At 39.1% G+C, this 12951-nt stretch carries 15 protein-coding genes; 6 read left to right on the top strand and 9 right to left on the bottom strand.

All coding sequences use genetic code 11. From position 1 onward, the window contains the following. Positions 1 to 107: 107 nt before the first annotated feature. The 3 genes from FN924_RS03460 to FN924_RS03450 form a co-directional block, all read right to left on the bottom strand. Positions 108 to 773 carry an SOS response-associated peptidase gene (locus FN924_RS03460; RefSeq protein WP_143892080.1) on the bottom strand — a complete coding sequence of 222 codons (666 nt, stop codon included), beginning with the start codon at positions 771 to 773 and terminating at the stop codon, positions 108 to 110. Between the two features lie 15 nt (positions 774 to 788). Continuing rightward, entirely contained in the window at positions 789 to 1517 is a 729-nt protein-coding gene (locus FN924_RS03455; RefSeq protein WP_143892079.1) for a lysophospholipid acyltransferase family protein, read from the bottom strand. A 72-nt stretch (positions 1518 to 1589) separates the two neighbouring features. Continuing rightward, complete coding sequence (locus FN924_RS03450) at positions 1590 to 1964, bottom strand: DnaJ family domain-containing protein (RefSeq protein WP_143892078.1); 375 nt, start codon at positions 1962 to 1964, stop codon at positions 1590 to 1592. Between the two features lie 200 nt (positions 1965 to 2164). On the opposite strand from FN924_RS03450, the gene FN924_RS03445 reads away from it, so the two are divergent. Then, positions 2165 to 2296 carry a YflJ family protein gene (locus tag FN924_RS03445; RefSeq protein WP_143892077.1) on the top strand — a complete coding sequence of 44 codons (132 nt, stop codon included), beginning with the start codon at positions 2165 to 2167 and terminating at the stop codon, positions 2294 to 2296. Between the two features lie 177 nt (positions 2297 to 2473). Next, entirely contained in the window at positions 2474 to 3481 is a 1008-nt protein-coding gene (mreBH, locus tag FN924_RS03440) for a rod-share determining protein MreBH (protein WP_143897110.1), read from the top strand. Positions 3482 to 3535: 54 nt separating this feature from the next. Here the strand turns inward: mreBH and FN924_RS03435 are convergent, their stop codons facing one another. Then, entirely contained in the window at positions 3536 to 4024 is a 489-nt protein-coding gene (locus tag FN924_RS03435; RefSeq protein WP_143892076.1) for a PTS sugar transporter subunit IIA, read from the bottom strand. 134 nt (positions 4025 to 4158) lie between these two features. On the opposite strand from FN924_RS03435, the gene FN924_RS03430 reads away from it, so the two are divergent. Next, positions 4159 to 4386, top strand: a complete 228-nt coding sequence (locus FN924_RS03430; protein WP_143892075.1) for a DUF2164 family protein — start codon at positions 4159 to 4161, stop codon at positions 4384 to 4386. A gap of 5 nt (positions 4387 to 4391) precedes the next feature. Here the strand turns inward: FN924_RS03430 and FN924_RS03425 are convergent, their stop codons facing one another. From FN924_RS03425 to FN924_RS03410, 3 genes are all read right to left on the bottom strand, one after another. After that, the gene (locus FN924_RS03425; protein ID WP_143892074.1) at positions 4392 to 4898 is read right to left on the bottom strand and encodes a GNAT family N-acetyltransferase; all 507 of its coding nucleotides are present in this window, start codon (positions 4896 to 4898) and stop codon (positions 4392 to 4394) included. A 16-nt stretch (positions 4899 to 4914) separates the two neighbouring features. Continuing rightward, positions 4915 to 5646: a Cof-type HAD-IIB family hydrolase gene (locus FN924_RS03420; protein WP_143892073.1), complete on the bottom strand. Its 732-nt coding sequence runs from the start codon at positions 5644 to 5646 to the stop codon at positions 4915 to 4917. A gap of 477 nt (positions 5647 to 6123) precedes the next feature. Further along, positions 6124 to 6843, bottom strand: a complete 720-nt coding sequence (locus FN924_RS03410) for a Na-translocating system protein MpsC family protein (protein WP_143892071.1) — start codon at positions 6841 to 6843, stop codon at positions 6124 to 6126. Positions 6844 to 6998: 155 nt separating this feature from the next. Between FN924_RS03410 and FN924_RS18790 the strand changes: the two genes are divergently transcribed. After that, complete coding sequence (locus FN924_RS18790; protein ID WP_158633921.1) at positions 6999 to 7139, top strand: hypothetical protein; 141 nt, start codon at positions 6999 to 7001, stop codon at positions 7137 to 7139. Positions 7140 to 7230: 91 nt separating this feature from the next. Here the strand turns inward: FN924_RS18790 and sda are convergent, their stop codons facing one another. Continuing rightward, positions 7231 to 7353 carry a sporulation histidine kinase inhibitor Sda gene (gene sda / locus FN924_RS03405; RefSeq protein WP_143892070.1) on the bottom strand — a complete coding sequence of 41 codons (123 nt, stop codon included), beginning with the start codon at positions 7351 to 7353 and terminating at the stop codon, positions 7231 to 7233. Positions 7354 to 7647: 294 nt separating this feature from the next. Here sda and FN924_RS03400 point away from each other — a divergent pair, with 294 nt between their 5' ends. Next, positions 7648 to 7998 (top strand): helix-turn-helix domain-containing protein, encoded by a 351-nt coding sequence (locus FN924_RS03400; protein ID WP_143892069.1) that lies wholly within the window; start codon positions 7648 to 7650, stop codon positions 7996 to 7998. Positions 7999 to 8220: 222 nt separating this feature from the next. After that, positions 8221 to 11256: an efflux RND transporter permease subunit gene (locus FN924_RS03395; RefSeq protein WP_143892068.1), complete on the top strand. Its 3036-nt coding sequence runs from the start codon at positions 8221 to 8223 to the stop codon at positions 11254 to 11256. Positions 11257 to 11422: 166 nt separating this feature from the next. Here FN924_RS03395 and FN924_RS03390 read toward each other — a convergent pair whose 3' ends face one another. Then, a complete protein-coding gene (locus FN924_RS03390; RefSeq protein WP_143897109.1) occupies positions 11423 to 12946 on the bottom strand; it encodes a DUF4179 domain-containing protein in 1524 nt (507 codons plus the stop codon). Positions 12947 to 12951 lie beyond the last annotated feature (5 nt).

Below are 12951 nucleotides of genomic sequence, written 5' to 3'. Positions count from 1 at the left end.
CCAAAAGACATACAAAGGCTACAAACATTTCAAAAAAAATTGAAAGGTGCCTGTCACTTCCCGAAATGTGTCGAAGGTTCGACACATTTCGGGAAGTGACAGGCACCCTATAAAAGCGGTGCGATACAGGCTTCGCCTTCATTCTTTGCGGAATTCACATAATCGCTTACATCATAAGCATGTAATTCTTCCATTCCTACTTGGGCAAGAAATTGGCTCGCTTCTTCTGAACTCCACTTTCTCGGTTCAATCCACTCTGATTCCTTATCCTTCGGAAGAATCACTGGCATCCGGTCATGAATACCTTTCATAAACTCGTTTGCATCTTGAGTTAAGATGGTACAAGTAAACAAATCTTCCTTTTCATTTGACCACTTATCCCATAGACCCGCAAACGCAAATAAATGCCTACCCTTAGGCGCAATTCGTTTCGGTTGCTTTTGTTTCCCTTCTCGCTTCCATTCGTAAAAGCTGTCGGCGATGATTAAGCAACGTCTACTCGTGAGTAGCTTCTTAAAGCTCGGCTTTTCATGAGCAGATTCACTACGGGCATTAATCATTTTATATCCAATTTTCGGATCCTTCGCCCACCCTGGCACAAGTCCCCACTTTAAGTAACCAGCCCGCTTCTTTTGACCATCATGAATAATGGCTAGCACGTTCTGGCCAGGTGCAATATTATATCGTGGTTGATATTCCGCAAACAATTGGTCAATTTCAAACTGATCAAACAGCTCTTCTATGGTTGCGTGCAGAGTAAACCTACCACACATCCTTACCACCCCTCTTTACAAAATACGCCCATTCGGAATAACCACATCTTCTATCGTTTGCTGAATTTGAACAGCTATCTCTTGATTTTTCATTCCTTCATACTGTTCAGGTGAAATCGGTTCACAAATCGTGAGTTGAACGTGTGCTGCTTGTAGAGAACCATCCTTCTCTTCCATAATTTTATAAGTCCCGTTTATAGCAACTGGTATGATTGGAACACCAGCTTTCGTTCCTAACCGCAAGCTTCCGGGTTTAAATTCATGAACCGTCGTTCCTCGGCTTCTCGTTCCTTCAGGAAAAATGACCATAGAATGACCAGCTTCTAAATTTTCAATCCCGTCGTTCATGACCTGTATGGCCCCTCGGCGGTCACTACGATTTAAAAATACACAATGTATCTTTACCATCCATTGTGGAATGATTGGAATTTTCTTAATCTCTTGTTTTGCTATAAAGCCAATCGGCTTCCCAAGGTAACCAAGTAAAACAAGGATATCAAATAAGCCTTGGTGGTTCGCAACAAACAAAGCTGGTCCTGCGGGTAGGTTCTCTTGTCCCACCACCTCAATCGTAGATCCTGTTTTTTTGAATACTCGTTGTGAAACTAATTTTGGTGTCTCAAAATATAGTTCGTCTTGTTTTTGTCCCGTAACAGATTTAGCTTTTTTATCTATTGTCAGTAGCCTCGGTACACTTCCTAATATTTGCAAGGCTGCATATATATAAACTAAAAGACTGCGCACCTTCTTCTCCCCTTTACTATTCTGTCTTATTATACCACGGAAAAAAACACTCCACCTGTATGATAGAGTGTTTTAAAATCCGAACCGGTTTCTTATCTTCCCAGAATAACGTTGATAAGCAGAGGAACGATTTAGCTTCCGCTTTTCCATTAACATATCGTAGTGTATTTCTTTTTCCGTCAGCTTTTTCTTGTACTCCTTTAGCTGGTCTGGGTCTTCACAGCAACGGATAAGCTCTCTTAGCTGCACAAGTTCTTTATTTAGTTTAACCTCTTCGGGTAAGTACCCTGAGTTTTTCATCATTAAATAGCTAGTCCGCATATCTTCTGGAATCATCGATAAGTCTTCTAGCTTTTGTGGCTTTCCTTTGCCTTTTAAGTTATCGAATTGTCCCTCTGAAATGGCTTTCTTAATCTTTTCTTCTACCATCAATGTCACGAAATCCATGGAACATTCTCCTTTCGTCACTTTCTCCTATTATACCAATAAAACCGCTTTTAAAGCTTATGAAAATACTTCCTCTGCGCCGTTCAAAAATGGCATCATCAATCACCTTTCAGCATATGGATACAATAAGTAAATCACTTTCGTTCCATTGGCTCAGATGTTAAAATGGCCTCGAACAAACAAAGGGAAGGATGATAGGAATGCACGTAGGTAGCAAAGGTTGGTATGTAGAGGAACTCAAAAGTCGTGGTGTACGAACTCATGAAGGACGCTATATCGAACAGTATAAAACTCACGTACTTGCAAACCTATTAGAAGAAAAGAAAAACTAATTCAGCTGAAAGCAGTAGCCAAAGCTACTGCTTTTTTTAATGCTATTTATTGACACTGGGAAATTTTTCGATACAATTTTACACTTTCCAACATTTACTACACCATTACCCCCATAAATTTACCCCTTTTAGAGAAATGCTATGAATAGAAAATGTCATCATTGGAGGAACGCTGTGATGTTTGCAAATGCAGAAATTGGAATAGATCTTGGCACAGCCAATATACTTGTTTATACGAAATCTAAAGGAATTGTGTTGAATGAACCCTCTGTGGTTGCAATTGATACAAAGACAAAAAATGTCGTTGCGGTGGGACAGGAAGCAAAAGAAATGGTCGGGAAAACGCCGCGGAATATCATCCCAATTCGACCACTTAAAGATGGCGTCATTGCAGATTACGACATAACTGCGCAAATGCTTAAGGAAATTTTGAAAAAGGTAAGTAAGAAGATTGGTGTTTCAATGCGCAAGCCAACTGTCGTCGTATGTACTCCATCTGGAAGTACGACTGTCGAAAGAAGAGCTATACATAATGCTGTCAAAAGCTATGGTGCAAAGGAAGTTCACTTAATTGAAGAGCCAGTAGCAGCTGCGATTGGTGCAGACCTACCAGTGGATGAGCCGATCGCTAATGTAATTGTTGATATCGGCGGTGGTACGAGTGAGGTTGGTATTATCTCCTTCGGCGGGATTGTGTCGTGCCGCTCTGTACGAACAGGCGGAGACAAAATGGACGAAGAAATCATCCACTACATTCGAAAGCATTACAATATTTTGATTGGGGAACGAACGGCAGAGAACCTAAAAATGGAAATCGGCTACGCGTTAATTGATCATAAAGAGGAATCCATGGATATTCGGGGTCGAGATTTAGTAACGGGCTTACCAAAAACCATAACTGTAACGTCAACACAAGTTCAAGAAGCAATTAAAGAATCGCTAGAATCAATCCTTGAAACGATTCATGCCACGTTAGAAAACTGTCCCCCAGAATTAAGTGGGGATATTGTAGATCACGGAGTGACCATTACCGGTGGCGGTGCTTTAATAAAAGGAATGCAACAGTGGCTAGCAGACGAATTACATGTCCCAGTTCATTTAGCTCCAAACCCTTTAGAATCTGTCGCAATTGGAACAGGTCGTGCATTAAAAATGATAAATAAATTACAAAAAGCAGCAAAATAAAAAACGGAGCCGTAAATGGCTCCATTTTTTATTAATTAAACGTTTGACCAATAATTATTTCGTTACATTCAAAACAACGGTTTCTCCGTGTGTTGCTTCTTGATCTACAAAGCTTTCCATATTCGATACATCATTTGTCACAACAATTGGAGTAATCGTAGAAGAAGCTTTTTCTGAGACAACATTTAAATCAACTGTAATTAATGGATCGCCAGCAGACACTTTGTCTCCTTGACCTACATGTGCTTCAAACCCTTCTCCATTTAGAGATACAGTCTCAAGACCAATATGGATTAAGTATTCTACACCTGACTTCGATTCAATACCTACCGCGTGTTTTGTAGGAAATACTTGTAAAATCGTCCCATCTACAGGTGCCACCACTGTGCCTTCACTCGGGATAATAGCTACACCGTCTCCCATCATTTTTTCAGAAAAGGTCGGATCTGGAACCTCCGATAGTGGTACGACCTTACCAGAAACCGGCGCTACTACTTTATCTTCTTTTGGCGCGTCATTTTTTCCGAATAATTTTTTAAACATTGCAGAACCTCCTTGATTACTTTCACTTTCCATAAGCTAACGTAAAGACTACCCTATTCCATCTCTATTCTCAACTGTTATACTACTATCAATACCCGATTTTTACGAACCTAATCGAGGAAGGAGAAACTGTTATGAAACCAGTAATTCCATTATCAGATAGTGAAAAGCAAAATATGATACACCTTATTCAAGCGTATTTCCTAGAAGAACGTGGTGAAGAGCTCGGGGAATTAGCTGCGTCCTTTATTCTAGATTTCTTTATGAAGGAATTAGCTCCCATCGTATATAATATAGGAATCCAAGATGCTCACACATTTCTTCAGTCGAAGCTAGAGGATGTCTTTGAGCTTGAAAAGTAGAATTTTTATAATTGAATGGAATAAACAGCAACGTCTTTTTCTCGCTTTGAAATCATTTTTTCAAACGTCATTCCCACACGTTCCGCAACTCTGATGGATGGAAGGTTATCGGGAACGATTAAAGAGATGAATGCTGAGATATCCAAATGGTGCTTTCCAAATTCCAGACAAGCTTTGGCCGCTTCCGTCGTGTACCCATTCCCCCATGCCTCACGCTTAAATAAGTAGCCAATTTCGACTCTTACTTCCCCATCTACTTTTTGCGGGACTAATCCACATTGACCTAGGAATGCACCAGTGTTCTTATTCTCTACAATCCATAGTCCGATATTATATTTGCTATAATTTTCTTTCGTCCAGCTAATCCACTGTCTTGTTTCTTCTATATTTTTTGTGGATGGATAGTATTTCATTGCGATTGGATCTGAAAAAATTTCTTGTAAGTTGTCCAAATCATCGTACACCATTTTCCGAAGCCTTAATCGCTCAGATGTTGTAACCACTCTCCCCAAATTATTTCTCCCCCCCTTATTGTAGAACCCATTTTTCAATTGCAGTTGCTACACCGGAGTCGTTGTGATGACCAGTTACCCAGTCTGCTGCAGCTTTCACAGACTCCTGTGCGTTCTCCATTGCAATCCCAATTCCAGCTGCTTGAATCATCTTTATATCATTTAAGCTGTCTCCAGCCGTCATGACATCCTTTAACGCTATACCTAGACGGAGGCAAATTTTTTCTAACGCAGCCGCTTTGTTTATCCCAGTAGCGTTTACTTCAATATTGGTTGGGCTCGAATTACTTAATTCTAATTGATAATTATGTTCAAGCTCCTTCCATACTTCATCACGAAGGACTTCATCTTCAAAGTGAAATCCAAACTTCAACCAAAGAAGTCCTTCTAAGCTCTCTGGTATTTCATTTCTCCAAATCCGCTCCGTTGAGGTAATCCACATTCCAGTTTTATGCTTTTTATGTAGAGCAATCAGTTCTTTTATCTCTTGAAGTCCAATCGTCTGGCGGTCAACGAGTTGGCCATCTGTTGTCCAAATCTCACTACCATTTCCCGTAATTAGATAGGAGGACAACTCCAATTCATCTGCAATTGGTTTACAAGTACTAATATGTCTCCCTGTTGAAAGCACAACCTCTACCCCTTGCGCACGTGCCTTCTTTATTGCTTCTTTATTTCGCTCTGACACTTGGTTCTCTGAATTTAATAATGTACCATCCATATCTAAGGCAATTAGTTTAATGGACATCCTCTCAGCTCCTCCCTCGCGACATTTGCCCAAACTATATCATTAATTCACGCTTCCTTCCACTTTAGCCGTGTAAAGCTCGCATCCTTGACAAATGTATAATCATACTGTAAAATAAATATTTAGCTTCACCATAGAAGCGACTTGAATGACGAATGATGGTAAAAATACTGGCTTTTCTGCTTTATTTTTCACATGACTTAATTCACACTGGATCGGCTTCGGAGCCGTAAGGATGTAAGAGAGGTAGGGCTTACGTCGTTTAGGTTCAAAGAAAAACTTCGCTCGTTTTTCTTCTACTATTACGTGTAGTAGCTTAAAAATACCAGGTGGAAAAAGAGACCGCGGCAGTTTATAACACATTTCATATAAATTTGGTTTTTACATGTAATCTTAGCAAGTTGCTTTTATAGACTTGGGTATTCCAAGCTCGGTGAATAAAATCATCCTATCTCGTAGGATAGCAAAAGGCAGGCCTTATTGAGCCTGCCTAATTATTTGGGTTGGTTGAGGCGGTGTCGTAATGATGACGATGATACTCTTATCTAATTCAAAGTTCCAGTCTACAAAGACATCCATAATTTTACGCTTCAAAATTCGTTCAAAATGACTATTACTGTGCAAATACTTCTTTTCTAAATTTCTTTTCGTTAGAACAAGTAGCTCCTCATGCCCTAAACGAATGAGTTCTTTTTCTATCGGAATCAATAAGCCTTCTCTAACATTTACAAATGTCCGTTCATTCAATTGATAACATTCTTGTATGGCTGGAGATTTTTGAACCGATTGACTAATAAGGTCTATCTCCTCTAGAAGACGATTTTTCCCTTCAAAGCTACTTTGTATAGCGAAAGAATGATCCAGCTGTTGAGTAACTGCAACAAAAACCCCCGTCTTATTATGTAAATTCCAGTCAAAATAAAATTCAAAAATGTCCGTGTCAAACAAATCGTGGATCGTTGTCGTAATATTTGAGGTTAACGACTCCATAACCGCATCCCTTGTTTTTTGGACCGTATCTTCATTTTTCGTTTTCATAAGTACTCGTTCTGTTGCAGACATAAAGTTCCGTATATATACCACAACATAAGGATGACTGAAAGATACATGAACAGACTCTGGACCTTTTCCAAAGTTTTCTTGTAGTAGCTTACTAATAAATTTACTCATTTGTGCTGTCTTTTCTGCGAATTCCATATTATCCTCCAATGTAATACTATTCCCATAGTATTACCACTTAGTGGTATAATTATTTGGAAGAAATTTTATATGGAAAAATTCACAATTCTGTGATTAACTTGAAAATAGGTGAAGGGATAGAACGCCATTTCGCTAAAGGAGAATCACATTCAATGCAATATTTGAATGATTCATTATTGGTAGAATTGTACATTATGGCTTTTATGTTAAAAACCGATGATGAACTGGTACAAAGGTTGGAAGTCGAACTAAATCGAAGGGGTATTGTACCGGAGAGATATTGGGATGACTGACCGTGAAAGGAATTATTGGAGATTCGTCTTTTGTGATAAAAAATCTATTGGGACGAATTGGCACGTTCCTTCATCCCTATTTTTTAATAGTCTACTCAATTCCTCTTTCTAAAATTGCTTGATGCAATAAATAAATAAATTCATCATTTAATTTAAGCTCTATTGCCTTTTTATAGGCATCAACTAGCTTTTCGTCAGAAAGACTTTCAAACATAACAAATCACCTTTTCCAAAAAAATAAAGCCTTTCCAGTACATAATGAACAAGTAGGAAAGGACTGAGTTATTCAAACATCATCGGATTTTCAGACTATCTACCTAACTAGTATTCTGTTTTAGTATGCAAGAACACCCTGTTTCTTAGAATTATTACTTTCTAGTAGTAAGTAGAGCTTATACGTAAATAGTACATTACTATTTATAGTATTTCAACATTAAATATTTAATACTCATAGTGTGTTGATTCTTCTTGAAATGGGGGTATATTCTATTTGAGGTGAGAAAAAGAGATGCCTAACAAAGCTTTAGCTAGCGTGATTGGCGAAAGGCTTCGCACATTGAGAAAAGAACGAAACCTTAGCCAAGAAGATTTAGCCAATATATCTTCCCTACATCCTACCTATGTTGGACAACTAGAACGTGGTGAAAAAAACGCCACGATTGAAACCCTTGAAAAGGTAACGAAAGGTTTAGGTGTAAGCCTAGAGGAATTCTTTCGATTCACGGAAACAAATGGTGATAAAAAGGATGAGGTCATTGCACAACTTAATACCTTATTAAATAACGTTACGGACGAGGATCAAGAAGTGATTATGAAAATCATTCAAGTGCTTATTGATTGGCGTGAAAGAACACATTGAACAATTTTCATAATAGATTTCTTTCATTCTCGGCGAAGCTTGGATTCCAATAATCCAAGCTTTTTTCGTTCATTAGGACTTAAGTCTTAGCTAATTTACGTCTCTAGAGCATTCTCCTACATCTTCTTACACGGTACGATACAAATGGCTGATCAACCAACCCAAAAAGGTCACCAAGTATCTACATAAAAAATAATAAACGTACATTTATAGGAGGGTAACATGAAGCTATTATCTTTTATTGTAAGAAGAAAAATTTTGGTAGGATTGTCGGTGTTCTTAATTCTTTTGCTAGGCGGCTATGCCATCATAAACTTAGACAAAGAGCTAATGCCGGTTGTCAAGATGGATGGAGGGTATGTTGACATCACAACAGAGGATATGTCTGCCTCTGAAATAGAGCGGACAATCACTACTCCGCTCGAGGCAAAAATCCAAAGCATCGATGGTGTAGAAGACGTAAATTCTACTACTTCTATCGGGCGTATCTCATTGGATGTGACGATAGAAGAAGGGCGTGGAGACGAAGTTTTTAAGGAAGTAGAAACTACGGTTAACAGTACTTCTTCTGAAATGAAGGGAATTGACCAAATTGATGCAGGTCAATACGGTTCCAATCAAAGTTATGAGTTTTTTATGGATGTTTCTGGTGGAGATATGAAGGAAATGACCACCTTTGCTAAGGACATTTTGGAACCCAGACTAGAAGAACTACCAGAAGTTCGAGATGTATCCCTATCCGGAACGTTAGAAAATGAAGTAGAAATTGCGTTCGATCGAGAAGAAATTCAAAAAGCACAATTAGATATCACACAAGTTATTGGAATTATTCAAGAATCAAACAGCGAAGCTACGCTTGGACAATTTTCAGAAGATGGAAGTAACTCAACTTTAAGATGGAATAGTCAAGTTACGGGAATAGAGGACTTGCAAGACATTGAAATTCCTAGTCCCTCTGGCATGATTACATTAGATAAGGTTGCAGACATTTCTCTTCAACCACTGGAAAGCTCTTCTTTCGTTTGGAAGAACGGAACAAAGGATTTTGTTTTCGTACAAGTTGGCCGGGCAGCAGATGTCACACAAATTGAAATGGCGGACGCTATTCGCGCTGAAATAGATCATATACGAGATGAGAATTTACTAAATGGGTTTGAGTTAAATGAAATCGTGGCGCAAGCAGACTATGTGCAAGAGTCTATTGATGGTGTAACAAGTAACATTCTCATTGGTGGTATTATTGCGATTGTGATATTACTGCTCTTCTTACGTAATGTTAGAGCAACCTTGATTGTTGGTATATCGATTCCAACATCCGTTCTTTTGACATTCGTTGCCATGGCATTATTCGATTATAGCTTAAATATTTTGACACTAATCGGCTTAGGACTTGGCATTGGGATGATGGTGGATTCCTCCATCGTTATTCTTGAATCTATATATCGAAAAAAGGAGCAAGGGATTCCTGCTTTTGACGCTGTGATTGCCGGGACGAAAGAAGTGGCTGGTGCAGTACTTGCTTCGATGTTAACCACGATTGTCGTGTTCTTACCAATCGGCCTACTAGGTGGGGATATGGGACAATTTATGATTATGCTATCGACCGTAGTTGCGATTACGTTAGTTAGCTCTGTGGTTATTTCTTTTACCTTGATTCCTTCCTTGTCAGAGAAATTCCTAAAGCTTAGAAAACATAAAGTGGAAAGAAAACAGGGTCCCCTGCAGAGAGGGTATCGTCGACTAACAGGATGGGTCGTAAAAAAGAAACGAAATAGCTTTATCATCATCACGACTTTCCTATTATTATTCGCTGGTTCCATCTTTTTAGTTCCAAAGATTCCGATGACCATTATGCCTGACATGTATAACCGTTACAATGAAATTTTGATAGAAGTGGAGCCAGGTCTATCGGAAACTCAAAAAACAGCATTAATTGACGAAATGCATACGAGATTAAGCAACATCCAAGACGTGGAAACAGATTACATGATGGATGAGGGGAACTCTCTTTATACCATTATTAACATGACAAAAGGGGAAGACATTACGAGAGAACAAGCAGAAATTAACGAGGATATTTTTGATGCACTACGAGGTTTGAAAGAGGACTACCCTGTCAATAGTGTACAAGGAAGCATGTCTAGCGGAGGTGGCTATCCGGTTCAAGTTACATTAAAAGGGGAAGAGTTTGAAAGACTACAAGCCTTATCAGAAGAATTTAGCGAAAAGTTAGCGGACATTGATGGAATTGTTGAGGTACAGCATTCGATGCAAAACACGTCTAGCCAACAAGAAGTAGTATTAGACGAGAAGGCTTTAGAAGATACGAGTATAAGTCAATCACAGATTAAGCAGTTGATTCAGCAGTCCTTCTTAACTACTGAAATCGGTGAACTTACGATAGATGAAGAAAATGTTCCTATTAACGTGACTTGGAATGACGCCTCTAAACCAGAAAACAGAAGTGAGCTAATGGACATGGAGATCCATACAGCAGATGGAGAAAAAACGTTATCAGATTTCGTAAGCTTTCAGAACGTGGAGACTCCAAATGAAATTAAACATACGGATGGGGAACGATTTGTCACCATCTCTGCGGACATAAAAGACAGAGATTTAGGCGCCATTAACCGAGATGTCCAAAAATTAATGAATGATTTTGATACACCAGAAGGCTATGACATCACAGCAGCAGGAGATCTTGAACAACAGCAAGAATTGATGCAGCAAATGTTAATGGTGTTGGGTATCGCTATCTTCCTCGTTTATCTTGTAATGGCTGTCCAATTCAACCATTTAGTTCATCCGCTTATCGTCATGTCAGTTATTCCGGTTACGGTCATTGGGGTAATCGTTGGATTATTCATTACTGGGCAAGACTTAAGCTTGATGTCTGGAATGGGTGTGGTCATGCTAATCGGTATTGTGTTGAATAATGCCATTCTACTCATTGATCGAACAAATCAATTAAGACGAGAAGGGTATTCCGTAGAAGAGGCTTTACTAGAAGCTGGGCAAAATCGTTTACGTCCTATCTTCATGACAACATTAACTACCGTTGGGGGAATGCTTCCTTTAGCACTCGCTTCAGGTAGTGCCGGAAACTACCAAGCACCGATGGCAACCGCAATCATTTCTGGGTTACTGTTTGCCACCTTCATTACCTTGCTTTTAGTACCAGCTGTTTATGCATTGTTCAGTAGAAAAAAGAAAAAATTAGGGCAAGAAGAAGCAAAGCAAGAACAAGCAATCCTGTAAAAATGAAGTTGCTCGGCTTTACCTTCTAAATATTGGCTGTCCCAGAGTTACATGTTGTGTTCATTCTAAATGTTACACATGATATACGTTAGAGAATTTAAAAAACCCACCTTTCTTTAAAAAGGTGGGTTTCATCATTCGACATAATTCGGGTAGTGACAGGCACTCACCATTCAATATGAATGGATTCACTTGGATAAGTCGTTTTTGTATAACTATGAATTTGGAGGCTAATTGGCACTGGCTCTTCATCCTTCCCAGATTCGAGTGTCATTCTTTGTTCAGTTGGAAAGAATCGCGCGGATACACCTTCTGGTATTGGTTCTGTACCTGTATAGGTATTTCCATCTTGGTCTATAATGAAGCTCTCCGTACCTTCAACCTCAATCGAAACAGATTCCGGCTTTGTATGTATGTCATAAAAAATGTCCTCAAAATTTCTTTCTTTAGTATATGGTGTCCGTACGATTAATGTCGTTGGTGCCCCTAGCTTTATATTTTCCACTGAAATGGTGGATCCTTGAAACGGAAAGGTTTGCGGTTCTTTACTATATGGGTCGAGAGAAAAGGTTTCATTAACCGCGATTGTCTCCTGAATCATTCGAACCTTTGCTTCCAACTGATTAGGTGGAGAAAAGTACATGGACTGAAACGGAATCTCTTCTATTACCAAATCTCTAGTGGAACTCGAGCCTTGATTATTTAATGTCAGACTGGTGTGCTCCGGTTCATACACTTCGTTCCCACTTTTTAAATACTCGAAATCGAAGAACTTACTGTTCATCATGTAATTAGACTGTTCATCCGGTTCAGGAATCTCATATTCATAATGCAATAATGTAGTCGTCGGTGCGACCGTTAGTTTCGTAACATGAATGTCGTGACCTGCAATGGTAACATCCTGATTAATTTCTTCCTCTTTTATTTCTTGTTTTTCCACGGGAACCGTAAAGCTCCACTCTCCTTGAACCGTTTTTCCTCCCTCCATATTATAGATGCCATATCTCATTTCTTCTTCTATTGGAAGTGTGGATATTTCTACTAGTTGTTTAATTTTTAATTTAATATCAGATTCTGTCTTGTCTTCCTGCAGCGGCACAATACCAATTCGCCCTTTAAACACAGATGAGTCCTCGCTTTTATTTCGATTCTGCACATTGGAAATCATGTAGTTTCCGCTAAGTGCTTTTGTGTAATCTAATACTCCGCGTTCTGCATCAATGTAAAGTGGAGTACGACCACTAATGGCCCACTTTCTCTCTTTCTCTAAATCTTCCACTTCATAATAAATGTATGTTTGAATGTCGTCTGCAACAACATGGGTAATCCTCATTTCAATTCCGTTGCTTTCCGCCTTGAGGTTTACACTGTTCCCAACCCCGAATTGTTTAATATCTTCTAAGCTTTGATTATCGGAAACTTGGAATCCACTCCACCATGCGGATACCTTTCCAAATGCACCTGTAACCGCCAGAAGAAAAACAAGGAAGACAACCGAACCAGCGATAATCCCTAGCTTCTTCGGTGTCCACTCTATCTTTTTCTTTACAGGCTTATTTTTTAATCTTTCATAGATGTTCATGCATGTTGGGCACGTATGTAAGTGAGCCTCCAGCTTCTCTTTTTTCTCTGGTGACAGCTTTCCATTCATATATTTTGGCAATTGGACCTGACATTTTCTACAATTCATACTTC

This window comes from Radiobacillus deserti (assembly GCF_007301515.1).
Lineage (GTDB): Bacteria > Bacillota > Bacilli > Bacillales > Amphibacillaceae > Radiobacillus > Radiobacillus deserti.
Note: the sequence above shows the minus strand (reverse complement) of the source record. Positions and strands in the feature narration are given on the sequence as shown.

What these genes read in the sequence shown, in the direction of transcription:
- FN924_RS03460 (WP_143892080.1), bottom strand. Translation starts at nt 773, where the DNA reads ATGTGTGGTAGGTTTACTCTGCACGCAACCATAGAAGAGCTGTTTGAT.
- FN924_RS03450 (WP_143892078.1), bottom strand. Translation starts at nt 1,964, where the DNA reads ATGGATTTCGTGACATTGATGGTAGAAGAAAAGATTAAGAAAGCCATT.
- FN924_RS03445 (WP_143892077.1), top strand. Translation starts at nt 2,165, where the DNA reads ATGCACGTAGGTAGCAAAGGTTGGTATGTAGAGGAACTCAAAAGTCGT.
- mreBH (WP_143897110.1), top strand. Translation starts at nt 2,474, where the DNA reads ATGTTTGCAAATGCAGAAATTGGAATAGATCTTGGCACAGCCAATATA.
- FN924_RS03435 (WP_143892076.1), bottom strand. Translation starts at nt 4,024, where the DNA reads ATGTTTAAAAAATTATTCGGAAAAAATGACGCGCCAAAAGAAGATAAA.
- FN924_RS03430 (WP_143892075.1), top strand. Translation starts at nt 4,159, where the DNA reads ATGAAACCAGTAATTCCATTATCAGATAGTGAAAAGCAAAATATGATA.
- FN924_RS03420 (WP_143892073.1), bottom strand. Translation starts at nt 5,646, where the DNA reads ATGTCCATTAAACTAATTGCCTTAGATATGGATGGTACATTATTAAAT.
- FN924_RS03410 (WP_143892071.1), bottom strand. Translation starts at nt 6,843, where the DNA reads ATGGAATTCGCAGAAAAGACAGCACAAATGAGTAAATTTATTAGTAAG.
- FN924_RS18790 (WP_158633921.1), top strand. Translation starts at nt 6,999, where the DNA reads ATGCAATATTTGAATGATTCATTATTGGTAGAATTGTACATTATGGCT.
- sda (WP_143892070.1), bottom strand. Translation starts at nt 7,353, where the DNA reads ATGTTTGAAAGTCTTTCTGACGAAAAGCTAGTTGATGCCTATAAAAAG.
- FN924_RS03400 (WP_143892069.1), top strand. Translation starts at nt 7,648, where the DNA reads ATGCCTAACAAAGCTTTAGCTAGCGTGATTGGCGAAAGGCTTCGCACA.
- FN924_RS03395 (WP_143892068.1), top strand. Translation starts at nt 8,221, where the DNA reads ATGAAGCTATTATCTTTTATTGTAAGAAGAAAAATTTTGGTAGGATTG.
- FN924_RS03390 (WP_143897109.1), bottom strand. Translation starts at nt 12,946, where the DNA reads ATGAATTGTAGAAAATGTCAGGTCCAATTGCCAAAATATATGAATGGA.